Origin of the sequence: Lactobacillus kalixensis DSM 16043 (genome assembly GCF_001434335.1) — a bacterium.
Lineage (GTDB): Bacteria > Bacillota > Bacilli > Lactobacillales > Lactobacillaceae > Lactobacillus > Lactobacillus kalixensis.
The window spans coordinates 1-26719 of the sequence record NZ_AZFM01000026.1 but is presented as its reverse complement, the minus strand read 5'-3'; the positions used below and the strand labels follow the sequence as shown (position 1 = coordinate 26719).

Here is a 26719-nt window from a genome sequence, read left to right as displayed (position 1 = left end):
GATAACATCTATCAAGCTGCATAAAGTGTCCAACTTATTATTGCAATTTGCGAAAAATTATTAACTATTATTTACAAGAATTATCTTATGAAGGTACGAATTTGGCAGATGAGACTGATTTATTCCCAACCGAAGGTGGTACTGCAGCTATTGTTTATGCCTTTCATTCATTAGCTGAAAATCATTTGCTAAAAAAGGGTGACAAGATAGCTATTAATGAGCCTATCTTTACTCCATATTTAAGAATTCCTGAGTTAAAAGATTATCAACTAGTTGAGGTTGATCTTCACTCATATGAAAAGAATAATTGGGAAATTGAACCAAAAGAGATTGAGAAATTATCTGATCCATCAATCAAAGCTTTAATGGTTGTCAATCCAACTAATCCAACCTCAAAAGAGTTTGATAAGAATGCTCTGGATGCAATTAGAAAAGCCGTAAAGAAGAATCCTGATTTGATGATTATCAGCGATGAAGTTTATGGCGCATTTGTTCCGCACTTTAAGAGTATTTACAGTGTTGTTCCATACAATACGATGTTAGTTTACTCATATTCAAAACTTTACGGTTGTACTGGTTGGCGCTTAGGAATAATTGGATTGAACAAGAAGAATGTTTTTGATGACAACATTTCTAAACTTACCGAAGCTGAAAAAGCCCAATTACATAAACGGTACAGTTCAGTTGTTCTTGATCCAGACAAAATGAAATTTATTGATCGTTTGTGTGCTGATAGTAGATCAATTGGCTTGTATCATACTGCTGGATTATCAACTCCACAACAGATCATGGAAGCCCTATTCTCAATGACACATTTGCTTACCTCGACAAATGGAGGTAGTGATGATCCATATATTGATATTGCAAGAAAGTTAGTTACTGATAGATATGATCAATTACATGATGCAATGAAAGCTCCAAAGGATGAAACAGATACTAACTCTCACTATTACTCATTAATTGATATTTATCGTTTAGCAGAAAATCAATATGGAAAAGACTTTAGAAATTATCTAGCCAATAACTTCCAACAGGTTGACTTTTTGCTAAAATTGGCCGAAAAGAACGGTGTTGTATTAGTTGATGGTGTTGGTTTCGGCGCTAAACCTGGTGAATTGAGAGTATCACAAGCTAACTTGCCAACGAATGATTATGCATTAATTGGTAAGCAAGTATTGGAACTTTTGAAAGAGTATCACGAGGAGTACGAAAAGGAAAGTAAATAGTATTAATAGTGGGAGGAAATAATTATGTGGCATTCAATATGCAATTTCTTCTTAACTAATCCATCTGTAGCTATTTTTCTTACTCTAGGTCTTGGTTATCTACTTGGTAGATTTCATATTAAGAACTTTAAGTTAGGTGCTACTGTAGGGGTATTACTAGTTGGACTAGTTATCGGACAAATGGGAAAATTTCAAATTGCTCCTGTAGTAAAGAATATATTCTTTGATCTGTTTATCTTCACAATTGGATATGAAGTAGGACCTGCGTTTATTGCAAGTTTTAAGAAAAAGGGTCTAAAGTTTATTATTCAAAGTGTTGTATTTACAATCATTGCATTTATAGTTGCTTTTGGCTTGTTTAAGATTTTCCACGTACAATTTGGTGAAGCTGGCGGTATTATTGCGGGTGCTTTAACACAATCTGCTTGTATTGGTACTGCTAACTCGGCAATTGAGGCATTACATATTTCACAAGCAGCAAAAACAGCTGCAATGTCGCAAGTTGCAATTGCATATGCTTTAACTTATGTATTTGGTACTGTAGGTGTTTTAATCTTCTTAAAGAACATTGCCCCTGCAATTCTTCACAAGAATTTAAGAGAAGCAACTAAACAGTATATTGAGAAGAATCATATTAGTAGTAGTACTCAAGGCTTAAAAGTTTCTGCAAACATTCGTGTTAGAGCTTTTAAACTTGAAAAAGATTGTAAGTTTATTGGTAAAACCGTTGCTGACTTTGATAATAGTAATAAAGGCATTGCTATTGAAGAAGTTGTAAGAAATGGTAAGTTTTTAACTAATCTTACTCAGCCTCTTGAGAATCAAGATGTAATTTTAGTTGTTGGTGATATTAAGGATTTTGCTAAATTTGCTGATGAAGGTCATGCCTTATCAGAACTTGATGCGAATAATTTCCCAGTTAGCTTAACAGAAAAAACTGTTTTATTAACCAAAGAGTTTACTTCTCAAAAACTAGAAAAAATTTTGAATCATGGTGTTGTGATTGATTCAGCTACTCACGATGGCGAAAAAATATCTGACTATACAAGATTAACAGAAGGCGATTATGTCAAACTTGTTGGGATGACGAACTATCTGAGTCGTGCAATTAAAGACATTGGTTATGAAAAAGCTGCTGGTACCAAAACCGATGTTAGTTACATGTCCATTGGTATCTTCTTGGGTATCTTATTAGGTGCCATTGTTATTACTATTCACACAATTCCATTAACTCTTGGTGGAGGTGGTGGTGCTTTATTTGCCGGTTTATACTTTGGCTGGTTACAACAAAAGCATCCAAATATTGGTGTGATTCCACCATCAACTAGATGGTTATTGAAGAGCTTAGGATTGAACCTATTTATTGGTGTAGTAGGTTTGGAAGCTGGTAGCGGATTTGTACAAGCCTTAAAAGAGATGGGCTGGTTAGTATTCGTAATTGGTATTCTTGTATCAATTTTGCCACACTTACTTACTTTATTATTCAGTAAATTTGTTTTAAAGATGAATATTGTTGATAATATTGGTTCACTTTGTGGTTCAGGCACAATTACTGCAGCCTTGAATGCAGTTAATGCAGAAACAGATTCAACAGTATTCGCTCTAAGCTATACTCCAACTTATGCTTTAGGGAATATATTCTTGACAGTTATGGCTCCATTAGTAGTTGCTTTATTAGTGTAGTTTCCAAAAGGAGATAATTATGAAAAACTTTTTTACAGTTCTTGGAGGAATGGGAACTCTTGCAACTGAAGGCTATGTACACTTAGTTAACACTAGAGTCAAGATCACTAAAGATCAGGACTACATGAATTACATTCTTGTGAACCATGCAACTATTCCTGATAGAACTACTTGGATTGAAGATCATTCAAAGCCAAATCCATTTGATGCTTTAAAAGAAGATGTTTTACAACAAGCACAACTTGGTCCAGACTTCTTCTTAATGCCATGTAATACTGCGCATTATTGGTATGATCAATTGGCTGCATTATCGGATGTTCCATTTTTGAACATGATGGAAATTGCGGTTCATAAATTCGTTGATAATTATCCCGGTGAAGATAAACTAGGATTGATTGCAACTGAAGGTTCGATTCGGGATGGTCTCTATGTGAAGTATATTAAGAAGGTTAATAAAATTCCTGAATTAGGTGGACCTGAAATTCAGCCAATGGTAAATCAATTAATTTATGGCGATATTAAAGATAAAGGCTATGTTGATACAGATTTACTTCATAAGATTTTAAAGATCATGCGTGATAAATATGGGTGTAAGGTAGTCTTACTTGGTTGTACTGAATTATCACTTGCATATGAAGATAAGCCGGATCCAGAATTTGATGTAATTGATCCGCAAGGAATAATTGCTGATGTTTCGATCGAATTGGAAGAAAAAATTAGAAAAGGCATGGATCCAAAAGAAGCAGTTGAAAAATATATGTACAAATAAGTAGACATATTATTTAATAAGCATTGAGTTTTTGTATAGCTCAATGCTTTTTTGACTAAAACAATAGTATTTACAAAAACGAAAAATCCTTTAGCCCAATTTTTTACTGTCTGATTATTTCCTGGGAAATTTTTTGTCAGGGTACTGCCGTTATATTGACGTGAATATGTCGTGTGAAATTATTCAAGCATATCATATAATTGTGTAAACAAATGAATAACGAGGGAAATATATGAAAAACAAAATTAAGGAATTAAGGACTGCTAGTCATCTATCGCAAGAACAATTAGCTGAAAAGGCACATGTCTCCGTTCGCACAATTCAAAGATTAGAAGCAGGAGAGGATGCTAGCATTGCTACTATGAACTTAGTAGCTGGAGGTTTGGGAGTAGAAGTTGGCGATTTATTTCCTAATAGTAATTCGCTGGAAGAAAACGATAAAGTTCAGTCTGCTGATGAACAGGTTAATCTGCAGTTGCAAAAACGTCAGGAAGAATTCTGGGCATTTAATCGGATATATAAAGTTGTTTACACTACTATCATGCTGCTTTGGGCAATATATTTTTCTTGGATTGAAAATGATACGTACATGACAGTAATGGGCGTTTTGTGGATAGGTGCTTGGTCTCTTATGAAGCCAATCCGAAGCTGGATTATTATCAATGTTTTGGATAAAAAATTGGATGCGAAGTACCCACTTACGGCTAGTCGACCTGATAAAAATAAATAAGCTATGAGTCAATTAAAGAGCTCATAGCTTATTTTTTTGCTTAATAAAATCAACAAAATATATTAATTTGCTTCGATGTATAAATCTTTTTCTTGAATAATCTTAAATTTGTTAATGAACAAGTATCGCATTATTAATCCAAGAATGATAGGAACAATGACGAATAATACAGTGAGTAAAAGGACACTTCCTATACCATGGTTCATTTTTTCGTAGGCTGCGAGTGGTCCGATTAATCCAGAAAATCCGAATCCGGCTGATTGTGGAGTACCTTGAATATTGAAAATCGCTGCCAATAATCCAGCAATTCCTGATGAGATAATAACTGGAATAAACAAAACTGGCTTCTCAAGCATATTAGCCATTTGAATTTTTGGCGTACCAATGAAGTGTGCAATAGTAGTTCCAAAGCCGTTTACCCTGAAGCCCATGATTGCAAGGGTGAAGGCAGCGGCCGTAATTCCAATGTTTGCAGCACCGGAACTAATGCCTGTAACGCCAATTGCTAGACCAAGTCCAACTGAAGAAACTGGTGAAACAATAACTACTGCAAAAGAAATACCGAGCAGAATACCCATTATGTGTGGCTGAAGGTGCGTGAAGGTTGTAATGATATTACCAATAAAACCAGTGATCATTCTTACGTAAGGAAGAAGAATGTGTCCCAGTCCACCTGCAATTAAGAGGACTAAAACAGGCATTAATAAAATATTGTAGGTGCCAAGACGACCAGATAATAATTTCACAACAAGAACAGCAATAGTAATCGTTATACCGATATTAATTACGTCTCCAGTACCATTTAAAATAAATGCACCTTTTTGAACGCTAACTGCTCCTGAGGCAACTGTTGCTGCACCAGCAATTGAGGACATTTCAATAGGCCCCATCTTGAACAAGTAACCAACACAGAAACCAGAAATTGCAGCAAGTAGGCTCTGCATAATTGTGGTCATATTGATAATTTCGGTAGCAAACGGCCAAACAGAACTAAGTGCCTGCATTAATTGACCTAATAACGCAGCAGGAATTAAGGCAGCGATAACACCCATACTGATACCGTTAAGAATGTTGAGGATCGTAGTTTTTGCGCTATTTTCCTTCATAGAATTTCTCCTTGCATTACATTAAGATTAAAAAATAAATATTTTCTAAGATTATATCAGACATTTTTAAATTTAGGAACATAATGTGTGAAGAAATATTAAAGAAAATGAAAAAAACTAGCTTTCACTTCAATATGAAAGCTAGTTCATTAATATTTATTTTGCTGATTTTGCGTGCTTAACAACCTTAGCAGGTACTTTTAAGTTATTGTGCTGATTAAATTGATCTGCAGTAACATCGACAGAAATATTAAATTCCTTGTTAAATGATACTTGGAGGTTAAGGGTGAGATTCTTTAACTTATAAGTATTTTGATCAACTGTTTCAACGAAGTTGAAGTTATTGACATTTAAAGACTTTTCGATTTTATTAGTATCTTTCTTAGAAGCTACAGTTTGAACAAATGCAAGCATAGTTTGCTTAAGAAGATTGTTAAATTCAGAACTGTTATTCAAGCTTACTAAGTAATTTCCATTTGAACTAGTAACAGTAACATTGTTTTGGGTGAAATTATTTAAATTTTCAACAATGTTCTTTGCACTCATATACTTTTGAAATCTTTGTTCAATATTTTTTCTAAGTTTGTTAAGTTGTTTTTTGTCTTTCTTACTCAACTTTTTGGTAGTTGAATTAGTAACTTTTTCTTTAACCCAACGCTTACCATTCTTACTGTAAACATACTTATCAGTTACATAAACAGTTTCCTTTTGCTTTGCAATAGAATAAGTGATTTTTGCAACAGTTGGTTTTTCTTTTTCGATTAACTCTAATTTAACAGTTATCTTATTATTTTTCTTCTTTGCTTTGTAAGATACAGTTATATTTTCGCGCAAGCGTAAACTTTGTATATTCTTAGAGTTAACATCTTCAATCTTTTTGATGATTTCATCTTTGCTCAGTTGAGGTTGAGCTGTTGTGGTAGTATTTGCAGTTGCTTCATCAGCATGAACTACTGCATTATTAGTAAAACTTCCACTTACTAATAGGGCTGCACTGGCTAATGCGCCAACAAATAACTTTTTAAAATTCATAATTGCTTCTCCATATTAAACAACAAATATTATTTTCGCAAATATTATTTTTCATAAATGTATCAAATTATTAATTAATTTGCAATAATATTCTTATATAGAAAAGCGAAAAAGACTTTTGTCAGAAAGATTCATGTATAACTAACTCAATCATCACATGATGGTTGTAGATGCAAAACACACTGTCACGTTCAAACCAGAGACAGTGTGTTTTTGCTATTTTTTGTTAATCTAAATCTTCACCATTTGAAGCGATGACCTTCTTGTACCAGTAGAATGAATCTTTCTTTGAGCGAGATAAGTCACCTTCACCAGCATCATTCTTGTTGACATAGATAAAGCCATAACGCTTGTCCATTTGACCAGTACCAGCAGATACTAAATCGATTGGTCCCCATGGCAGGTAGCCCATTAAATCTACTCCGTCTAAAGCAACAGCTTTTTCCATCTGAGCAATGTGACTTCTCAAATAATCGATTCTGTATTCATCATGAACTGAACCATCATCTTCAACTTTGTCGTAAGCACCAAGGCCGTTTTCGACGATAAACAATGGTTTATGGTATCGATCAGTCAAGTGGTTCAATGAAATTCTCAAACCCTCAGGATCGATTTCCCAGCCCCAAGCAGAGCGCTCCAAAGTAGGGTTCTTAGCAATCGCTTCAGATAATTCACTCAATTCGTCAGGCTTAACTTTTTCGCTTGAGACGGTAGTTGATTGGTAGTATGAAAAGCCAACGTAATCAACAGTACCTTCTTTAAGAACGATCTTGTCTTCTTCAGTAATATCAGGACGGAAGCCGTTTCTTTCAATATATGCTTCCACTTCCTTAGGGTATTCACCGTTAACTTGAACATCAGAGAAGAAATCACGTCTTTGTTCAAACTTATCAGCGAGTAAGACATCGTCTGAAGAAGGAGTAAGTGGACGAACAGGTGAGTAATTAATCATACAACCGATTTGGAAGTTAGGGTTGATTTTACGCCCCTCTTTTACTGCCAAGGCTGAAGCAACGAATTCATAGTGGGCAGCTTGATACATTGCGGCTTCTTTTTCACGATCAGTCATTCCAGGAGTGAATAAAATTCCTGAGTTGGTAGCCATCAAGAAGTCGTTGTCGAAGCTACTTTGGTTATCGATTTCGTTGAAAGTCATCCAGTACTTCACCTTATCCTTGTAGCGATCGAAGCATACTTTAGCGAAGCGAACGAAGAAGTCGATTGTCTTTCTGTTAGTGAAACCGCCGTATTCCTTCACAATATGGAATGGAATTTCGAAGTGGGAAAGGGTAACAACTGGTTCAATGCCGTATTTGTGGCATTCGTCGAATAATTTATCGTAGAATTCAAGACCTTTTTCATTAGGCTCAAGTTCATCGCCATTTGGGAAAATTCTAGTCCAAGCAATTGAAGTTCTGAAGGCTTTAAAGCCCATTTCAGCAAATAATTTGATATCTTCTTTGTAATGGTGGTAAAAATCGATGGCTGAGTGGTTAGGGTAGTTCTTACCTGGTAAAACTCCGTCAGTAATTTCACGTGGCTTTTCGGCAGAGCCCACAGTCATAACATCAGCAACGGACATGCCTTTACCGTCTTCATTCCAAGCACCCTCAAGTTGGTGAGCCGCTACAGCGCCACCCCATAAAAATTCGTTTGGCATTTTGTAACCTTGCATAAAATTCAACCTCCTAAAATATCAGTAAGCGTTTTCTATAATTGATATTGTACATGTACAATTTAGAGATGTAAAAATAAAAATTGAAGGTTAGATTCACAAAATCCTTAATATAACCAGATTTATCAGATGTTTTCTCTTGCGAAAAATAAAAAATAGTTTTCTCAAGCTTTGATTGTTCCTAAAGAATTTAATAAAATAAAAGAAACCAACATTTTTTAGGATGACTTATATGAAAAAATATCAAATAGTTTCTGACAAAATAACCAATTACATTAAGGAAAAAGGGTTAGTACAAGGTGATAAAATTCCAAAAATTGATACATTAATTGAGATGTATGGTGTAAGTAAAGCTACAATCATTCAGGCTCTATCATTACTTGCTCAAAAAGGAATCGTCTATAAAGTTCAGGGTTCAGGCATTTTTGTTCGTCGCCCGTCTATTTCTGGATATATTTCTTTAACTAGTAATCGCGGATTTGGCGAAGTTCTTGATAATGAGAATACAAAAGTTTTGAAGTTTGAAGAAATTGAACTACCTGAAAAAGAGAGAAAACTCATGAGATGTGATGAAAAATCGCTTTGTTATCACGTCGTTCGTCTTCATTTTTATCAAGATAAGCCAGTTGTTCTTGAAAGCTCGTATTTTTTGAAAGAATATATTCCATTCTTATCAAAAGATATTGCTAAAGGATCAATTTTTAAATTCATCGAAGAAGGTTTGAATACCGAAATTCGTTTTTCAGATAAATATATAGAAGTAAAAAAGCTCACTGCCGAGCAAGCTGACCTATTACAGCTTGAAGAAGGCGATCCAGCTCTTGAAGTGAACGATGTCTACTACCTTGCCAAAGGACAAATTTTTAATTGCTCTAAACTGATTTATAATTATCAAAATTCTAAATTCTTTGATCAAAGTCCAGATGAATTGATCTAGAAAACTGGTATAATTTCACTTAAAATCTACGTTTAAGAATTAGAAAAGGCGCGCAAGAGCAGGAGTTTAAATGAAAAAAAGAATTTTAAGTTTTGCATCGTTATTCGGTTTGTTAGCTTTATTGATGATTTTTACGCAGAAAGTTAATGCGGATGTAGACTATGATCTCGATAAGGTTGATGCTACTGCACGAGTACAGCGTGATGGCTCGCTAAAGATGCACTATCTTATCTACTATGATTTTGATAGTGATGCTCGTGGTGTTTTTTATCGACAAAATTTGAATAAAAATCAAAAATTGAGCAATATTCAAGTTAAGGTAAATAATAAAGAAATTACTGCTTCAAAGAGTGAAGAAAACAATACTTATCAGTTAACTCGAAAGAGTAATTCATATCGCTTTAAAGTTTTCCATCGAATCATGGAAGGCGATTATGTCAAAGTGGAATATTCTTTTCGAATTAAAAATGCGGTCACTAATTATAAAGATACAGCAGAATTAAATTTTAAGATTATTGGTGATGGTTGGGATGAAGATCTTAATTCTGCTAGAGCAACTGTGATTTTTCCAGGGAAGGTGCCAAGTTTGAAGGCTTGGGCACATGGGCCTCTTAATGGCTACACTAAAGTTTCGCCGAATAGCGGTAAGATTGTCATGACGGCAGATAATGTGCCTGGAGATGTCGGAATTGAAGTGCATTCGATATTTAGTCCCGAGGTAACGGCAGCTAACAAGAATTTTGTTAACGAAAATAAAAAGAAGAAAATTGAGAAGCAGGAAGCGCAGCTTGCAATTGAAGCAAACAATCGTCGCCGCATCAAAGCTGTAATTTATTGGGTAATGCTTGCTATTTCATTGTTCAGCGGAATTGCCATAATTATTTATGCTATTAGAGTGAAAAAGTTTGGCTTTCATCCGAAGAAATTCAGTGAAGTTGGCCATAATTATGAAATTCCAGACGTGAGTCCAGTTGCTGCGCAAGTTTTAGATGAAGACGAAAAACCCAATGCCAAGGCCTTTACCGCTTATTTAATGCAGCTTGTTGGCAAGCACAAGATTGAAATTGAAAAAATTAAAGCTGGCGTGCTGAAACATGATGCTTATAAAATCACTTTAATTGATGAAAGTATTCTAGAAAATGATTTGCTTAGATTCTTATTTGAAAAAGTAGGGAATGGCACGTCATTTGATACTCATCAGCTTAGAAAGTACAAATCTAGAAAACTTGGTAAAAGATTCGACAAATGGAGTAAGCATGAGTATAAGCTAGTTGAGAAGCGTTTCTTTGATAAAGAAGCTATGGAATATCAGAGTAAATTTAAGGGTATTTCTATAATGTTGATTGGGCTCAGTTCGTTTCTTGGTATTTTGGTTATTTTCTTATCAAGCGGGATGCAAATGTCATCAGTCTTTAATGTGCTGAAGTGGTGTACAATTCTTTTGAATGTGCTAGCTTTTGTCATTGCGATTATCGCTTACAAGCGAATTAGCGTCTATACAGAAGATGGGGCGATAGAGGCAGATAAGGTGCAAGGCTTCAAGAAGATGCTTAAAGATATTGGCAATTTCAAACTGAAAGATGTTGGCGATATTATTCTTTGGGAAGATATCTTGCCATATGCAGTTGCCTTTGGTTTATCGAAAAAAGTCATCAAGCAAATGCAGATTGAATTTCCTGAAGACGAAGTGGATCGAATTTTCGTTTATGCACCACTTTATGTTAATGGAAGCTTTAATAATTCATTTGAAAGTAGCTTTGAAAGCAGCTTTAGCAGCGGAATTTCTGCTGGTTCATCAGTTTCTGGTGGATCCGGTGGCTTTTCAGGTGGTTCATCTGGCAGCTTCGGTGGTGGAAGCGGCGGTGGAGCCTTTTAAAACTAAATTTTTTCAGTATACAGAAAAAACAGGATTTGTCGGTTTTGAACAAATCCTGTTTTTAGTTTTGTTAAAAATTAATTTTGTTTTTTCTTACTCAAATTAATACCAAAAATGGAAGCTAGAGTAATTAAAAATGCACCTAAGATCGCTACTAAACTTGTATTGTCTTCACCAGTATCTGGTAAAGTAGCTTTGTTTGTATGAGTATCACTGTTATTGGTCTTGGCTGAAGTTTTAGTAATGATATTGTTGTTTCTATTTGTGTGTTTATCCGTAGTATTAGTTAAATTTGGATTGCTTCTACGCTTAGAGTCATGTCTTTCATTATTCTTACCAGAGTTTGTTTTCACCGTTTTTGAACTATGTGGAGGAATAACTTTGATATGTGGACCAGAAGGTTCTTCAGGATTAGGACTCACAGGTTCGGTTGGCTCTACTGGCGTAGTTGGCTGAACAGGTGTCGTTGGTTGATCTGGTTTAGATGGAGTAACTGGAGCTGTTGGTGCAGTAGGCTTAGCTGGACTAGTAGGTTGGGTAGGCTGGGTAGGTTCTGTTGGAGTCTTTTTGAAGTTAAGTGTGAAAGTTTTAATTGCCCAGTCGTAGTTGCCATATTTTGATCCATCATATGAACCGCTCTTGTAGAGAGAGGATCCATCATAAGCGCCTGAAATATGTGTACCATTTGAAGCACCGACGAATTCATAGCCTGCTTTATTCAAGGCAGCAATTATTGCTTCAACATTTGAAAAAGCAATTTTGGTTTCAATAGTAGCACCTTCTTGATTTTCACCATTCAAGAAAGCTGGAACGTTAGCAACACCTGCTAAATCTTTGACACTTGTAATGTCACTTACATCAGCAAAGTATAATCTTGCAGTATGTGAACTTTCGTTGAAGAACCCACTACCGCCATTGTTAAAACCGATGAAAGTAGTTTTTCCGTTTTCACCAGTCCCGCTAGCAACAGCTGTTGGAGTATCAGTTGTGATTTCTGAAGATGGACCCTCACCAGGAATAACCCAATCTGTAGGCATGTTGTAGGCTAAAAGGGTATCCATTTGGATGAAGAAAGTGCTGTGTGGGTTGGTAATTGAAGTATCATCAGTGTTTTCACCATTTTGCCCGCCATTATTGCTCCAATTATGCACTTGACCATTTGAATCAGTATAAGTGAATGGACCGTCAACGTGGAATTGGATCTTATTAACAGTAGGTAAAGTACCGTTATTGAATTGCCGAATAAATTCTTCGTATGAAATTGGTTGTTCTTGACCGTTGATATTTACATACAAATTGCTGCGCAGAAATTCTTCAAATGCGGTGTCTTCATTACTGAATAATCCAGTTTGTGGGTCAAAAGTACCGGTTACTTTGTTATGTGTATCGTCTGACCAGGGCAATCTTTCTGAAGTTTGATCATCTTTTAAAATGCCCTTGTAGACACGGAAAACCTTGATAGTATCAGGCAATAGTTGTTGTCCAGAACTAAAGAATTCAGAAAAATCTACATTTCTAAGATCAGTTATTTCGCCTAAATTCCAGTCAATCATGAATTGAAGGAGTTTAGCATTATTTTTACGATCTTCAGGGATGAACTGTGATTGGTCGTTAACTAAACCATGTGTCCAAATGTGAGCAATTTCATGTTCTTCAACAGTTTCTTTGGCAGGAACGATGTTAGTTGTAACGTTTTTTGAAGCAATTTCAGAGTTATTGGCAGAAATAGTTACAAGAAGGTCCGCTTGCTTTGAAGGGGCGGAATTAACGTAATTTTTGTTGCCGATTACGTTGAAGCGGTAATTAAATTCCATTGTTTCAGCATCGATTACTGGACCCAAAACTTTAATGTTAAAATTACCGTTTCCATTATATGTGATTTGATAACGGTCAACATCTTCTCCGTCTTTATTCTTAGCAGTGACATTCTTGAAGCTGTCCTTGGTAAAACCTTGAATTATCCATGCTTGAGAGCCGTCAGAATCACCGGCGTTACCAATATTAATCTCAAAGTTGGTGTTTTGAGGAGATGATACGCGATAACCACTAATAGAAGTATGGATCTCTACATTGTTATAACCTGCTTGAAGTTGGTTTTCACTGGTTAGATCTTTACCATCAGCAGTTTTATATTGAATACTTCCAGTATATTCTGTATTAGTATTGTTAATGCCAGTATCAGCTTTTATAGTTTTTTGATCGTTTACCTGATTATTTTGAACGATAGAATCAGTCTCTTTTTTCAGGTCTTGTTCTTGATTATTATCTTGATTAGTCGTTTCAGTTTGAACAGTAGGCGCATTTTCTGACTTGGTTTCACTCACTTCTGAAGTTGGAATTTCATCTGCATGTGCAGTTTGAGTGGTGGTTAAGAAGAAAATAGTGCTTAAAGTCACAGCTACTAGTCCAACTGACAACTTGCGAAAACCGAAACGTTGACATGGATTATAGTTAAATTTGATGTTATGTTTATTCATTTTTAATCAGTCTCCATTCTTGATGAGAACTAAAGATATTTTAGTTAAAAATTCCAAAATAAAGGGAAAATAAGCATAAAATATTAGATATACCATAAGTTAATTATTATACAAATAAATAACATTTTCAATGTTATTATTAAAAATATTGTTTTAGTTGAAATAAGATAGATATATGAATATATTTTTAGTTAAATTGAAGAAGTGCAGCAGTGGACAGATACTGAAAATGTGTTAAAATAAATATTGTAAAGTAAGCGCTTACGTAAAAATACTACTTAATTGATATAGAAATGAGGTGTTTTAGTGGTTAGTAATTTAGAATTAGAAGATTCAGATTCCATTTTAGAAATTACAAAAATACCACATATCAAAACACCGATTAAGCAGGAGCATTGATTTATTGTGTAAGGCGCTTAGTCGATGTTCAGATATTATAGGGACTGAGAAATTCTCAGTCCTTATTTTTTTGAATTAAAGTAGTAAGTTCAAGTGAGGACACAATAAATAACTTGGAACTTTAAGTGAGATTTTGTTATTTAAATGGCGAGATTAAGATGGTTGTAAGAAGAAAAACCAAGTAAGCAAAACAATTATGTTGAATTAGTTTTATGAGATGCACAATCTACGATAATTTGTTTTCTCAAATTATGCGAAATATATTTTGGAAATTGAAATATTTTTTCAGCTTTTTGAAAAACACTTCGGTTTTTCAGGAAACGCTTACATAAGATAGAAATTATGATATAACTATAACTGTAAGTTATATAACTATTAAGCGACCGAAAATGAAAACTAAAAGCATTCGATATTCGCTTATGGTTTTGTTTATGAGAGGAAAGTTCAAATGACTGATCACAAGAAATATTCAGTAGTAATTGCTGGTGGTGGTTCTACATTTACGCCAGGATTCGTTCTAGATTTAATTAAAAGTCAGGATAAATTTCCATTAAGTGAACTTAAATTCTACGATAATGATGCAGAAAGACAAGAGAAAATTGCTAAAGCTGTAGAAATCATTATTAAGGAAAGAGCTCCACAAATCAAGTTTTCATACACTACAGATCCAAAAACTGCATTCACTGGAGTAGATTTTGTAATGGGATCAATTCGTGTAGGTAAATACGAAATGAGAAATATGGACGAAAAAATCCCATTGAAATATGGTGTTATGGGTCAAGAAACTACAGGACCCGGAGGAATGGCATATGGGTTGCGTTCAATTCCAGCAATTATTGAAATTATTGATTGGATGGAAGAATATTCACCAAATGCATGGATGATTAATTATTCAAACACCATCGCTATTGTTGCTGAAGCTTGTCGCCGTCTTCGTCCAAATGCTAGAGTCATCAATATTTGTGATATGCCTATTGATGATATGGACAGAATGGCACATATTTGTGGTTTGGATAGCTGGCATGACATTGACTTCAATTACTATGGTTTGAATCACTTTGGTTGGTGGAAAGAAGTTAGAAACAAGAAGACTGGCGAAGATTTAATGCCAAAACTTAAAGAATATGTCAAAGAACATGGTTACTATGTAGGTGGCGACTATGACAAAGACACTGAAGCTTCTTGGATTCAAACTTTTAAGAAAGTTGCTGAAGAATATGCGATTGAACCAGAAACTCTTCCTAATAACTATATGCAATATTACTACTTCCCAAAGTGGGAAGTGGAAAATGCAGATCCTAACCATACTCGTACAGATGAAATTCTTGAGCACCGTCAAAAGATTGTTTTTGGTGAATGTAAGAGAATTGTTGATGCAGGAACTGCTGAGAAGAATATTTGGGATATTGCAGGTCTCCACTCAGAATATATTGTAGACATTTGTCATGCTATTGCTTTCAATACACATGAAAAGTTTTTGGCAAACTGCACAAATAATGGTGCTATTTCTAATATGGATCCAGATTCAGTTGTCGAAGTTCCTGCATTGTTTGGAGCAGATGGAATTCAACCAATGGCAACAGGTGAAGCTGGTAGATTCCAACGAGGCTTGATGATGGAACAACAAACTTGTGAAAAATTAGTTGTTGATGCTTATGTTGAGCATTCATACAATAAGATGTTACAAGCGCTTACTTTGAGTAAGACTGTTCCAGATGCTTCAATTGCTAAGAAGATTTTGGATGAAATGATGGTTGTTAACAAACCGTACTGGCCAGAACTTAAATAATAAAGGTTTGGGAAGGTGGGTTAAAAAACCAACCTTCCTTTTGTTTTGTGAGGTGAAAGATTATGATGCAAAAATTCCAACGATTTGGAGCTGCAATGTTTGTCCCGGTTCTCCTGTTTTCATTTGCAGGTATCGTTGTGGCATTAGGTAGTTTGTTTAATAATCCAACGCTATTTGGATCACTTGCAAATCCAGGGACACCTTGGTACGGCGTATGGGATACTATTTCATCGGGTGGATGGACTGTCTTTAATCAAGTATGTATTCTATTTGCTGTTGGGCTGCCTTTAGGTCTTGCTAATAAGGCAAGAGGTAGAGCAGCAATGGAATCAGTTATTACATATTTAACATTCAACTATTTCGTTGATGCTATGTTAAGAAATTGGGGTTCTGCTTTCGGACTTCCAAATTACAATAAAATTCAAATTGTAGCTAATTCTACTAACCACGGGTTAACTGAAATTGCTGGTATTAAGACTTTAAATACCAGTATGATCGGTGCAATCATAGTTGCTTTGATTGTTGTTTGGTTGCACAATAAGTATTTTGATAAAAAATTACCTGATTGGCTTGGAACATTCCAAGGTTCTGTCTATGTATATGTATTAGGATTTTTCGCAATGATTCCACTTGCATTACTTACATGCTGGGGATGGCCAAAAGTTCAAGACGGAATTACAAGTATGCAATCATTCATTGTAAGTAGTGGATGGATCGGTATTTGGGTTTACAATTTCTTAAACCGTATTTTGATTCCTACCGGGTTACATCACCTAGTTTACATTCCGTTCCAATTAGGACCTGCAGTTGTAGAAGGTGGTCTACAACCATATTGGTTAAAGCATCTTCCGGAATATGCTGCGAGTGCTAAACCATTATCTCAAATCGCTAGCTTTAACGGTTTCCAATTGTATGGTAATGAAAAAGTATTCTTAGTTCCATTTATCTGCCTTGCTTTCTACGCAACTGCAAAGAAGAGCAAGAAGACACAAACTTCTGCATTGATGGTTCCTGCAGCATTAACTTCTGTTTTTGCAGGTATTACTGAACCAATTGACTTTACTTATTTGTTTGCAGCTCCTGTTCTTTGGGTTGTATATTCAGTAATGTCAGCTACTATGAATACGGTTATGTGGATTCTTGGATTAAGAGGAATCTTTTCAGATGGTGCTATCGGTATGGCATCAATGAATTGGTTACCACTTTGGGCCAACCACTGGCAAACATATGTAATGCAATTCGTTGTCGGGATTATATTTGGTATTTTAACTTTCTTTATATTTAGATTCATGATTCTTAAATTTAACTATATTACCCCAGGACGTGAAGCTGATGATGAAGATGTTAAATTAATCAGTAAGAAAGAATACAAGGCAAAGAAGGCTGCGCAAGAAGCAGGTGTAGACGCTAATGATCCATATATTGCTCGAGCTACAGCATACCTTGAATTGTTAGGTGGTGCGCAAAATATTACTGAATTAAGTTCTTGTGCAACCAGATTAAGAGTTAGTGTTGCCGATCCAGATAAGGTTGCTCCAGATTCACAGTTTAAAGCAAACAAAGCTGTTAATGTGGTTCACCATGGTAAAGCTTTACAAGTTATTGTTGGTCTTGATGTTCCTCAAGTTCTTGATAAAATGACTCAATTAATGAAGAAGAGTGGAGAGGCCAACGCTAAAGTTACTGAACAACAAGATAATCCATACATTGAAAGAGCAACAGGGTATGTCGATTTGCTTGGTGGAGAAGAGAACATTGAAAGCGTTATTTCCTGTGCTACTCGAGTAAGAGCTCATGTTGTAGACCTTTCTAAGGTGGCAAGTGATGATGAGTTTAAGAAATATGATGCAAAGGAAATTGAACGCAAAGACCAAGATAAAGAAGTTGACATCGTAGTCGGTTTGGATGCTGATCAAATTGTTGACAATATGAAGGATTTGCTGTAATTGTAGGCAATAATTATTATGTGCTAAAATATGAATTATATATTTATAGATGAGGCACATTTTATGGAAAGTTTAAAAACAATAATTTTAAAGAATAACGATAAATTGAATGATTCTGAAAAAAAGATCATTCAATTTGTTGTAAGTAATCCTCAAACGTGTAGCAAACTGAGTTTGTCAAAGTTAGCAAAAAAATTATATGTATCTGAGTCTGCTATTTTTAGGCTGTGCAAAAAATTGGGCCTTAGTGGATATAGTGAACTTAAATTTAATCTCGATGAGTTGGCAAGAAATCAGAGTGAAAATCTTAAAGTTTCTTATAATTTTGCTCAGGAACTAAAAAAAGCCAACAATGATGTTGAAAAATTCTTCAGTACGTTATCATTAACAACTTTGTATCAAAGTATTGATAAGACTAACACTGTTTATATTTATTCAACTGGATGGCAGCAAGAACTAATTGCGCAATATTTGGCACATGAATTATTTGTGATAGGTATTCATGCAATAGTTTTGCCTGCTGCTTTTGATGAGCTTGTTCAAGCACACCATTATGCAAAAAAAGGAGATATATTATTTGTAATATCCTTTAATGGAGATGGTATTATACTCAATGATGAAATATCTAAACTGAAGTTAAGTAGCAATAAACTTGTTTTAGTTTCTTTAACAAATATGAGACAGAACAAGTTGGCTTCAATTGCACACTATAATCTTTATTTTCCAGTTGTTTCATTTATGGTGGAATCAGATATGAAAAAAGTGGCTTTTACGCCAGCATATTATTTGATCGATCTTTTTATAAATGATTACTTAGTTTGGCATCATCGAGGAAAGGAGTAACAAATGTGGGCATTAGGTAAAAGAAAAATTTCAAATGTTATAACTAAAGTTGTAAGAACTGTTCACCTTAATGCAGAGAAAACAATTAGTTGGTACTCATATATTTTGTTGGCAATATCCGTGGCTTTTTGGTTGATGATTGAATTACAGGTCATCGCTGGGCAACAGACTTGGACTTCAATAATGAAACAACCGACTGTAGCAGTTGGAATTATAATTTCGATTGTTGACTTTTTAATTGCTTACTATTTGTTTTATAAAAAGAAAGATATCCTTTCTAGTTATGAAAACTATCGATTCTTTATGATGACACAAGCAATAGGTCAAGTTTTAGTTGGAAATATGATCTGCTTTGTTTTTGCTTTAATCGGTATTCATGAGTCTAAAAAAATAGATAATGGACCGAGAAGCTCTACTGTGACGGCGGTAAGTGTTTTTGCTATAATATTTTTGATCATGTGTTTTGGTTTTATGGTTAAGCTGAGTTTATTAAGAGGTTAATAATATGTTTAATTTTTTCAAGAAAAAGAAAAAAGATGACGGCTTAAATGTTGAAGCCGTTGTAAATGGTGAAGTAATGCCAATTACTGAAGTACAAGATGATGTCTTTTCTACTAAAATGTTAGGTGACGGTTATGCTATTAAGCCAACTGATATTAACATCTTTGCTCCAGTTGATGGTGAGATTTCAACTTTGTTCCCCACTAAGCACGCTATCGGTATTAAAACCGAAGATGGTTTAGAAATTTTGATTCACTTGGGACTTGATACAGTTGAACTTAAGGGTGAACCATTTACCATGGATATTAAGCAAGGCGACCAAGTTAAGGCTGGCCAAGCTTTAGGTAAGATGGACATCAAGGCAGTTGCTGACAGCGGCAAGGACAACACTGTAATTGTTGTTTACACCAATATGGATTTGATTGAATCCTTAACTCCAGTTGAATCAAATACTGTTGAACATGGTGATAAGGTTCAAACAATTAAATTCAAGAATTAATTATTTTCAAAGGTCTTAAGATTCGAGAGAGTCTTAAGGCTTTTTTTGTTGTTTAGGGGTAAAATTAGGATGATTGATTTTTGAAGGGATGAGAACAATTTGAGCAACGAGACTTTTTTAATATCAATTAAGCAAAATAATCAGTTAAGCGATTATGCCGTACAAGAACTGAGAATGGACTGCTCTGAGCATCCATTAAATCAGCGTAAGTATATTGAACTAGCAGCTTTGCACGGAAATGCGGCGAAATATGGAGTTGTGCAGACAGATACATACATTAGTCCGCTGCTGAATAAGAAAATTTTGTTTTTAGGGTCATCTGTAACGTTAGGTTACGGTGCTTTAGCTGAATCATTCGTCGATTATTTGTGGAAGCGCGATGGCGCATTGGTTATTAAGGATGCGGAAAATGGGACGACTCTCACAGATGATGATGAATATTCTTATGTCAAAAGATTCCAAGAGAATTTAAAAAATGATCCTGAAGGCCCCGATGTGTTTGTTTTACAACTTTCGACTAATGATGCGACTCAGAGTAAGCCGCTCGGGAAAATAGCTAATGACGGCAAATATGATCTGCAGACGATTACAGGTGCTCTGGAATATATTGTGTCCGCAGCAAAAGAGAAGTGGAATTGCCCAATTTTGATTTTTACCAATCCTGATTTTAATAATCCATTATATGAGCAAATGGTTGATCGTGCTCAAGAAGTTGCTGAAAAATACGGCGCTGAGATGTTAGATTTCTTTCATGATCCTAATTTTAAAAATTTGGATAGCTTGTACATGGCAGATCCGATTCATCCTACTAGGGCAGGTTATAAGGAGTTGTGGCTGCCTAAGTTTGATGCGAAGTTGAGTGAAATGGTTGCTGAAAAATAAAAATTAATAGATTATAATTCTAGTTTTTGACACTCGATAATGATTTTTTTCGTTATTGGGTGTTTTTCTTCTAATGTGGAAGAAATTGTCGTGAAATTTCGGATTTTATATATTACAAAAGAAATTATCGCGAAATTTTGGAGTTTATATAATATAAAAGAAATTATCGCTAATTTTCGGAATTTATATATTACAAAAGAAATTGAAGCTAAATTTCAGATTTTATATATTTAAAAAGAAATTGAAGTTTTTTCAAACCTAAAAAACTATAAACCACTGATAATTGTCATTCATAATCCGTTAGGCTACTTTTTCAATATAATGAGTATACTTGAAGTTGGTAAATTGCCCTTTTTGAGGTATCTTAGAGAAAAGTCATGGGGTGAAATTATGAAGACTAAAACTAAAATATTATTAGGGTTAGGTGCTGTCAGCTTTTCAGTAGCTGCTATTGCACATGTGAAATACTATTATGAGTATGCTTTTACACCGAAACACAAGAAATTCATTAAACAGCCAACCAACGCTGTAGAAAAGAATGATCCACTTTATAAAGAAAAGACTTGGTTTTTAAACGAAGAAAAACAGACTTGGAGAATCAAATCTGCTAACGGTAAATATGAGTTGGTAGCAAGTTATATTCCAAAAGCTGAATCTCATAAGACCGTGATCTTGCTTCACGGTTTCATGAGTAATAAAAATTCGATGGGTAAGTATGCCTATTTCTTTAATAAAAAAGGCTATAATGTGCTCCTTCCTGATGCTCAAAGCCATGGTAAAAGCGGAGGAAAATATATTAATTATGGCTGGCGTGAAAAAGACGATTTAATCAAATGGATTGATGAAGTAATTGGACGCACAGGTAGTGATCAAAAGATTGTTCTGCTAGAGGAAAGTATGGGAGCCGCTACGGTGATGATGACTAGTGGAGAAGATCTTCCTGATCAAGTTAAGGCAATTATCGAAGATTGTGGCTACAGTAACGTGAAAGATGAGATTATTCATCAAGCAAGCAGTGTCAATAAATTGCCAAAATTTGTAAATATTTCTTCAGTGGATTTGTTAAGTGCGGTTAATCGATTGGTGAATGGTTACTTTTTGAAAAATGCATCTGTTCTTAAGCAGCTAAATAAAAATTATTTACCAACATTATTCATTCATGGTGAAAAAGACGATTTTGTACCAACGAAGATGGCTTATCAAAACTATAATGCTACTCGAGGTCCAAAAGAACTATGGATTGTAAAAGATGCTGGTCACGCGGAATCATTGAGTACGGATCCAAAAGGGTATTATAAGCATCTAAATGATTTTTTGAATAAATATGTTGGATAAAGGCTAGTCTCCACAAGATGTCACTCTTATTTAACAAAAAATAAACGCAAAAAATAAAGCGAAAAATACTGAAAATTTGGGTATTTTTCGTTTTTGTTTGCTATAGAAATTAATTTATAAAAATTTTCTTTACAAAATGGAACGTTCCAACTATACTAAAATTATAGAAAACGGTTACATAAAAAATTACAAAAAAGAAAGGAGCGATCCAATGAATTCTATTGTAAAAGGTAAAACCTATCGTTTCACCGTTATTACCAATTCGTTAATTAGAATTGAAGAAAACATAAACGGTCACTTTGAAGACAGGCCTACAACAGCAATTCAAAATCGCAATTTTGCTTCTCCAGAACCTAAAATTCTAAAAAATCACAATGGTCATGAAGTAGAAATTATTACTCCGGCTTTGCATTTATACTATGACGGCGGACAGTTATCACCAGAAAGTTTATATGCAGATATTAAAGTCGCACAAAACCTTCACGTTAGTCGTTGGTATTTCGATAACAAAAATGCTGAGGGAACGAATAACTTAAAAGGAACAGCTCGAACATTGGATAGAGCAGACGGATCCATCGAATTAGAAGATGGAATCATGTCCAAAGATGGTTACAGCTATTTAGATGATTCTAGTTCTTTTGTTTATGATCAAGAGCAAGATAATTATCTCCCTCGTGATGAAGAACAAATTGACGGATATTTATTTACATATGGTCGTAATTATCAAAAAGAATTAAAAGACTTTTATTCTTTAACTGGAAAAACACCGTTAGTGCCGCGATTTGCGTTAGGTAATTGGTGGAGTAGATATCATCCATATTCGCAAAAAGAATATATGGATTTGATTGAAAAATTTGAAGAAAAGGATATTCCAATTAATGTTTCAGTAATAGACATGGATTGGCATAAAGTGAAAATTCCAGAAAAATATGGTTCTCCATGGACTGGTTTTTCTTGGAATAAAGATCTATTTCCAGATCACATTCAATTTTTACAATGGCTACACCAGCACAATAAGCATGTGTCATTGAATATTCACCCAGCAGATGGAATTCGTGCATTTGAAGATCAATATCCCGCTGTTGCTAAAGATTTGAATCTTGATACGGAAAATGAAGAACCAGCAGCATTTGATCTAGCTAATACTAAATTTAGAAATGCATATTTCAAGGATGTTTTGCATCCTCTTGAAAAAGAAGGCGTTGACTTTTGGTGGATTGATTGGCAACAAGGCTTCTCAAAATCTAAAAAAAGCTTAGATCCATTGTGGCTGTTAAATCATTATCAATACGAAGATATTAAGAATGAAAAGTCCAATGATGCACTTATCTTAAGCAGATATGCTGGGGTTGGATCTCATCGTTATCCTTTAGGCTTTTCCGGAGATACAGTAATTTCTTGGCATTCACTTGATTTCCAACCATATTTCACTACTACTGCCGCAAATATTGGCTATACCTGGTGGAGTCATGACATCGGCGGCCACATGATGGGAAGTTTTGATGGAGAATTATCAACTAGATGGCTGCAATTTGGTGTCTTTAGTCCAATAAATCGTCTTCATTCTTCTAACAATCTATTTTCAGGTAAAGAACCTTGGAATTTCCGCCTAGATTATGAAAAATCTCAAGAAAAGTTTTTGAGATTACGTGCAAAACTTGTACCAATTTTAGATACTGCTAATTATCAAACATCTGAAAATGGAGTTCCAATCGTTAAGCCACTTTACTACGATTATTCGAAGGAAGATGAAGCATATAACCTTAAAAATGAATATATTTTTGCTTCAAATATGTTGGTTTCACCAATTACTCGACCGCATGATTCGGCAACGCAATTAGGCTACAGCAAGACGTGGCTGCCTAAAGGTCAATGGGTTGATTACTTTACCCATGTTCTTTATGAAGGTAATACGACTCTTAAGACTTACCGTTCAATTGATGAAATGCCTGTATTTGTTAGAAAAGGTAGCTTGGTAGTTACTAATCCAGATTATATGGATGACATAGATAAGCTTCCAGAAAGCTTAGAAGTTACAGTCTTTCCAGGTGAAAATTGTGACTATACTTTAATTGAACATCAGGACAATAAGGTAGTAAAAACTCAATTTGAATGGGATGAACAAACTAGCAAACTTAATTGGAAGATTATCGGTGATAAAGAAATAATTCCTACTAATCGCCAAATTATTGTGAAAATTGTCAAATATGACATAAAAGATGTATTTGAAAAAGTATATCAATTATTACAGACAGCCAAAATTTCGTATGAAATTAAGCAAGAGCTATATCAAAGATTCATTTCCAAGAAATATAGTTATGGTGACTTCATTAACTATTTAAATAATTTAGAAGATGAAAATTTACGTAGTGCAATGAGTGAACTTGCTTACGCTCGTGAGGCATATCATGAATAAGAAACCAACAATGAATGATGTGGCTAAACTTGCAGGCGTGGGGCGCGGTACAGTTTCCAACTATATTAACGGAAAGAAAATTAAAGAGTCTAATCAAGAAAAAATTGATTGGGCAATAAAAAAGCTTAATTATATTCCTAACTTGCAGGCTAGAGAATTGAAAACTTCTACGAATTCAGAAATTGTCTTTATTGTTCCAACTAACTGGACTCCATTCTTTTCAGAGATGATTTTTTACATGCAGGAGGCACTAAGTCGGAATCATTACAAAATGATTCTAGAAAATTCTCATAGTAGTCCTGAAGAGGAAAAAGAAATCTTTAATATGGCTGCTCTTAACCAAGTTGCCGGTGTAATTACTATGTCTTATTCAGACTTCTATAATGTTGCTAATTTTGGTAAGAACTTAAATCTAGTCTCAATTGAAAGACAGGTTTCACCTGAAGTTCCACTTATTTCTAGTGATAACGAAGGCGGTGGCATCTTAGCTGCTAAACAATTGCTGAAAATGGGTAAGAGACATTTATTATTGCTAGAAAGAGCAACACATCATCATACTGGAACAGATCTAAGAGCTGAAGCTTTTAGCAAATATCTGGTAAGTAAAGGTATTGAATTTAAACGATTTAAAGCTTCTTTACAACCAAGTTATCGTCAGGAAATATTTGATTATCTTGATAAAGAAGCTGGTATGATAGATGGCATTTTTGCAGTAACAGATGAATATGGAATGGTTGCACAACAAGCCTTATTTCAAAAAGATCCAGAACTACTGAAGAAGATTGAAATAATTGGTTTTGATGGAGCACATACTTCACAATTTTCACCATTATCAATTGATACTATTCAACAGCCGATTAAGGAAATAGTTAAAGAAGCCGTTGAAGTTTTATTAAAAAAGATTAATGGCGAGGTAATCGAAAATAATTATCAAAAAATTCTACCAGTAACTTTTGTGAAGGCAGAAAGTAAAATGTTTTAAAGAGGAGTTAGAATCATGAGTATGTGGAAGAAATTAATGATGGTAAGTACCGTTGCATTAACTGCAGTAACATTGGGTGCTTGTGGTAATAATCAAAATTCTAAGAACACTTCAACGAGCAATAAGCCGTTAACCCTATGGGTAGCAACTGATTATGTTCCATGGTATAAAACTTCAGTAAAAGAATTTGAAAAGAAGCATCCAAACATTAAAGTTAAAGTAATGCCAAGCCCTAATGGTACTTCAAATGCAAAGACTGATGTTGGTAAAGACCCAACTAAAGCTGCGGATGTATTTGCTGTACCACACGATCAATTAGGTCAAATGGCAAGTTCAGGTTATATCAACCCGTTATCACCAAAAGATGCTAAGAATATTAAAGATAATGATATTGACGTTGCTTATAAGGCTGCTTCATGGAAGGGTAAAGTATATGGGTATCCATATACTTCAGATATTAATTTCTTGTATTACAACAAATCAAAATTATCTGCTGAGGATGTAAAAGATTGGGAAACTTTAACTAAGAAGGGTGTTGTTGCTACTGACTTTTCAAATGCATACAACATTTGGCCAATCATGTTCTCTGCAGGGACAAAATTATTCGGTGATAATGGTGAAGATGTAAAAGGATCAACCATGGATAGTCAAGCTGGTGTTAATGGCTTGAAGTGGGTTGCAGCACAAAAGGATAATAAGGGTGTAATGCAAACTTCTAATGCTTTGAATCAATTGAAGTTAGATCATGCTCAAGCAATCCTTGATGGTCCATGGGATGCAACTAACATTCGTAGAATTTTAGGCAAAAACTTTGCAGTTGCACCATTCCCTAAGACGGAAGTTGGTGGCAAGAAAGTCCAAATGAAGGCATTCTTGGGAATTGGTTGTTTTGCTATTAATTCTCATACTAAGAATCCTAAGGGTGCAGCTGAATTGGCAAGCTTCTTAACTAGCAAAGAACAACAGTTGGTTGTACATAAGAAGACTGGTGAAACTCCAGTCAATAAAGCTGCAGAACAAACTGCTGCGGTTAAGAATGATGAAGTTGCTGATGCCGTGATGACCATGTCTCAACCAAGTCACTCTGTAATTATGCCAAAATTACCACAAATGACTACTTTCTGGAATGAATCAGCTCCATTATTAAGTGGTGTCTATGATCATAAAGTAAAGCCAGACCAATACAGAGCTAAGTTGGCTAAACTCCAAAAAGATATTTCTAAGAACTAAATAATTATTTTTAAAAAAAGAAAAGCCCAGTTTCGATGATTGAAGTGTCGAAATTGGGTTTTTGTGTAAAACTGAGACTTTATCCCCTGGTCAAAACTTTATTTTTCTTAAATACTTGTTTTAATTCTATGCTTAATCTTGAAGTCTTAGTAATACGAGAAGATAGAGATAAGATAGGTATTAGCCATTTGCTAACTCTTTAATCGAAATTATTATTAAATATGGCATTCTACCTAACTCCAATCAGGCCGGGAAGAAAAGACAAAAGAAATTTAAAGGCAAAACTAGTAGTAAAATTTCCATATCGATTGTAAGCTTCTAAAAACCAAGTACCTATCTTAGCTCCGTTTTCTGTCATATACTAGCTTCATCAATTATTTTGGAGG

At 34.7% G+C, this 26719-nt stretch carries 19 protein-coding genes and 1 pseudogene; 16 read left to right on the top strand and 4 right to left on the bottom strand.

Going from position 1 to position 26719, the window contains the following annotated elements; all coding sequences use genetic code 11:
• Positions 1-44: 44 nt before the first annotated feature.
• The 4 genes and pseudogenes from FC46_RS07480 to FC46_RS07465 all read left to right on the top strand — a co-directional run.
• Positions 45-1226: pseudogene (locus tag FC46_RS07480) on the top strand (bifunctional aspartate transaminase/aspartate 4-decarboxylase); the annotation flags it as partial.
• Between the two features lie 24 nt (positions 1227-1250).
• Positions 1251-2909 (top strand): aspartate-alanine antiporter, encoded by a 1659-nt coding sequence (aspT, locus tag FC46_RS07475; RefSeq protein ID WP_057799373.1) that lies wholly within the window; start codon positions 1251-1253, stop codon positions 2907-2909.
• A 19-nt stretch (positions 2910-2928) separates the two neighbouring features.
• Positions 2929-3678, top strand: coding sequence for an aspartate/glutamate racemase family protein (locus FC46_RS07470; protein WP_057799371.1), 750 nt, complete (start codon positions 2929-2931; stop codon positions 3676-3678).
• A 232-nt stretch (positions 3679-3910) separates the two neighbouring features.
• Positions 3911-4408, top strand: coding sequence for a helix-turn-helix transcriptional regulator (locus tag FC46_RS07465; protein ID WP_057799369.1), 498 nt, complete (start codon positions 3911-3913; stop codon positions 4406-4408).
• A 62-nt stretch (positions 4409-4470) separates the two neighbouring features.
• On the opposite strand, the gene FC46_RS07460 is transcribed toward FC46_RS07465, so the two are convergent.
• From FC46_RS07460 to FC46_RS07450, 3 genes are all read right to left on the bottom strand, one after another.
• A complete protein-coding gene (locus FC46_RS07460) occupies positions 4471-5514 on the bottom strand; it encodes a PTS sugar transporter subunit IIC (protein ID WP_057799367.1) in 1044 nt (347 codons plus the stop codon).
• Between the two features lie 156 nt (positions 5515-5670).
• Positions 5671-6546 (bottom strand): hypothetical protein, encoded by an 876-nt coding sequence (locus FC46_RS07455; RefSeq protein ID WP_057799365.1) that lies wholly within the window; start codon positions 6544-6546, stop codon positions 5671-5673.
• Positions 6547-6772: 226 nt separating this feature from the next.
• Positions 6773-8221, bottom strand: a complete 1449-nt coding sequence (locus FC46_RS07450) for a 6-phospho-beta-glucosidase (RefSeq protein WP_057799363.1) — start codon at positions 8219-8221, stop codon at positions 6773-6775.
• A gap of 232 nt (positions 8222-8453) precedes the next feature.
• Here FC46_RS07450 and FC46_RS07445 point away from each other — a divergent pair, with 232 nt between their 5' ends.
• Positions 8454-9158 carry a GntR family transcriptional regulator gene (locus FC46_RS07445; RefSeq protein ID WP_057799360.1) on the top strand — a complete coding sequence of 235 codons (705 nt, stop codon included), beginning with the start codon at positions 8454-8456 and terminating at the stop codon, positions 9156-9158.
• A 70-nt stretch (positions 9159-9228) separates the two neighbouring features.
• Positions 9229-11034, top strand: coding sequence for a DUF2207 domain-containing protein (locus FC46_RS07440; protein ID WP_057799358.1), 1806 nt, complete (start codon positions 9229-9231; stop codon positions 11032-11034).
• Between the two features lie 77 nt (positions 11035-11111).
• Here FC46_RS07440 and FC46_RS07435 read toward each other — a convergent pair whose 3' ends face one another.
• Positions 11112-13511 (bottom strand): YSIRK-type signal peptide-containing protein, encoded by a 2400-nt coding sequence (locus tag FC46_RS07435; RefSeq protein WP_057799356.1) that lies wholly within the window; start codon positions 13509-13511, stop codon positions 11112-11114.
• An 847-nt stretch (positions 13512-14358) separates the two neighbouring features.
• Here FC46_RS07435 and FC46_RS07430 point away from each other — a divergent pair.
• The 10 genes from FC46_RS07430 (at position 14359) to FC46_RS07385 (ending at position 26333) form a co-directional block, all read left to right on the top strand.
• Positions 14359-15699, top strand: coding sequence for a family 4 glycosyl hydrolase (locus FC46_RS07430; RefSeq protein WP_057799354.1), 1341 nt, complete (start codon positions 14359-14361; stop codon positions 15697-15699).
• 62 nt (positions 15700-15761) lie between these two features.
• Positions 15762-17645 carry a PTS sugar transporter subunit IIBC gene (locus FC46_RS07425; protein ID WP_057799351.1) on the top strand — a complete coding sequence of 628 codons (1884 nt, stop codon included), beginning with the start codon at positions 15762-15764 and terminating at the stop codon, positions 17643-17645.
• Between the two features lie 63 nt (positions 17646-17708).
• Positions 17709-18488, top strand: coding sequence for a MurR/RpiR family transcriptional regulator (locus FC46_RS07420; RefSeq protein ID WP_057799349.1), 780 nt, complete (start codon positions 17709-17711; stop codon positions 18486-18488).
• Between the two features lie 3 nt (positions 18489-18491).
• Positions 18492-18989 carry a hypothetical protein gene (locus FC46_RS07415; RefSeq protein WP_057799347.1) on the top strand — a complete coding sequence of 166 codons (498 nt, stop codon included), beginning with the start codon at positions 18492-18494 and terminating at the stop codon, positions 18987-18989.
• A gap of 4 nt (positions 18990-18993) precedes the next feature.
• The gene (locus FC46_RS07410; protein ID WP_057799345.1) at positions 18994-19488 is read left to right on the top strand and encodes a PTS sugar transporter subunit IIA; all 495 of its coding nucleotides are present in this window, start codon (positions 18994-18996) and stop codon (positions 19486-19488) included.
• A gap of 99 nt (positions 19489-19587) precedes the next feature.
• Positions 19588-20370 (top strand): SGNH/GDSL hydrolase family protein, encoded by a 783-nt coding sequence (locus FC46_RS07405; RefSeq protein ID WP_057799343.1) that lies wholly within the window; start codon positions 19588-19590, stop codon positions 20368-20370.
• Between the two features lie 390 nt (positions 20371-20760).
• Entirely contained in the window at positions 20761-21705 is a 945-nt protein-coding gene (locus FC46_RS07400) for an alpha/beta hydrolase (RefSeq protein ID WP_057799341.1), read from the top strand.
• Positions 21706-21916: 211 nt separating this feature from the next.
• Positions 21917-24121 (top strand): glycoside hydrolase family 31 protein, encoded by a 2205-nt coding sequence (locus FC46_RS07395; RefSeq protein ID WP_057799339.1) that lies wholly within the window; start codon positions 21917-21919, stop codon positions 24119-24121.
• The gene (locus tag FC46_RS07390) at positions 24114-25103 is read left to right on the top strand and encodes a LacI family DNA-binding transcriptional regulator (RefSeq protein WP_057799337.1); all 990 of its coding nucleotides are present in this window, start codon (positions 24114-24116) and stop codon (positions 25101-25103) included. The genes FC46_RS07395 and FC46_RS07390 overlap by 8 nt, the downstream gene beginning before the upstream one ends.
• 15 nt (positions 25104-25118) lie before the next feature.
• Positions 25119-26333 (top strand): extracellular solute-binding protein, encoded by a 1215-nt coding sequence (locus FC46_RS07385; RefSeq protein ID WP_057799336.1) that lies wholly within the window; start codon positions 25119-25121, stop codon positions 26331-26333.
• Positions 26334-26719: the final 386 nt, after the last annotated feature.

Excerpts from the sequence above, each read along its gene's own strand:
- FC46_RS07390 (WP_057799337.1), top strand. The coding sequence starts at position 24,114 with ATGAATAAGAAACCAACAATGAATGATGTGGCTAAACTTGCAGGCGTG.
- FC46_RS07460 (WP_057799367.1), bottom strand. The coding sequence starts at position 5,514 with ATGAAGGAAAATAGCGCAAAAACTACGATCCTCAACATTCTTAACGGT.
- FC46_RS07435 (WP_057799356.1), bottom strand. The coding sequence starts at position 13,511 with ATGAATAAACATAACATCAAATTTAACTATAATCCATGTCAACGTTTC.
- FC46_RS07440 (WP_057799358.1), top strand. The coding sequence starts at position 9,229 with ATGAAAAAAAGAATTTTAAGTTTTGCATCGTTATTCGGTTTGTTAGCT.
- FC46_RS07420 (WP_057799349.1), top strand. The coding sequence starts at position 17,709 with ATGGAAAGTTTAAAAACAATAATTTTAAAGAATAACGATAAATTGAAT.
- FC46_RS07470 (WP_057799371.1), top strand. The coding sequence starts at position 2,929 with ATGAAAAACTTTTTTACAGTTCTTGGAGGAATGGGAACTCTTGCAACT.
- FC46_RS07450 (WP_057799363.1), bottom strand. The coding sequence starts at position 8,221 with ATGCAAGGTTACAAAATGCCAAACGAATTTTTATGGGGTGGCGCTGTA.
- FC46_RS07445 (WP_057799360.1), top strand. The coding sequence starts at position 8,454 with ATGAAAAAATATCAAATAGTTTCTGACAAAATAACCAATTACATTAAG.
- FC46_RS07385 (WP_057799336.1), top strand. The coding sequence starts at position 25,119 with ATGAGTATGTGGAAGAAATTAATGATGGTAAGTACCGTTGCATTAACT.
- FC46_RS07410 (WP_057799345.1), top strand. The coding sequence starts at position 18,994 with ATGTTTAATTTTTTCAAGAAAAAGAAAAAAGATGACGGCTTAAATGTT.
- aspT (WP_057799373.1), top strand. The coding sequence starts at position 1,251 with ATGTGGCATTCAATATGCAATTTCTTCTTAACTAATCCATCTGTAGCT.
- FC46_RS07430 (WP_057799354.1), top strand. The coding sequence starts at position 14,359 with ATGACTGATCACAAGAAATATTCAGTAGTAATTGCTGGTGGTGGTTCT.
- FC46_RS07395 (WP_057799339.1), top strand. The coding sequence starts at position 21,917 with ATGAATTCTATTGTAAAAGGTAAAACCTATCGTTTCACCGTTATTACC.
- FC46_RS07415 (WP_057799347.1), top strand. The coding sequence starts at position 18,492 with ATGTGGGCATTAGGTAAAAGAAAAATTTCAAATGTTATAACTAAAGTT.
- FC46_RS07455 (WP_057799365.1), bottom strand. The coding sequence starts at position 6,546 with ATGAATTTTAAAAAGTTATTTGTTGGCGCATTAGCCAGTGCAGCCCTA.
- FC46_RS07400 (WP_057799341.1), top strand. The coding sequence starts at position 20,761 with ATGAAGACTAAAACTAAAATATTATTAGGGTTAGGTGCTGTCAGCTTT.
- FC46_RS07425 (WP_057799351.1), top strand. The coding sequence starts at position 15,762 with ATGATGCAAAAATTCCAACGATTTGGAGCTGCAATGTTTGTCCCGGTT.
- FC46_RS07465 (WP_057799369.1), top strand. The coding sequence starts at position 3,911 with ATGAAAAACAAAATTAAGGAATTAAGGACTGCTAGTCATCTATCGCAA.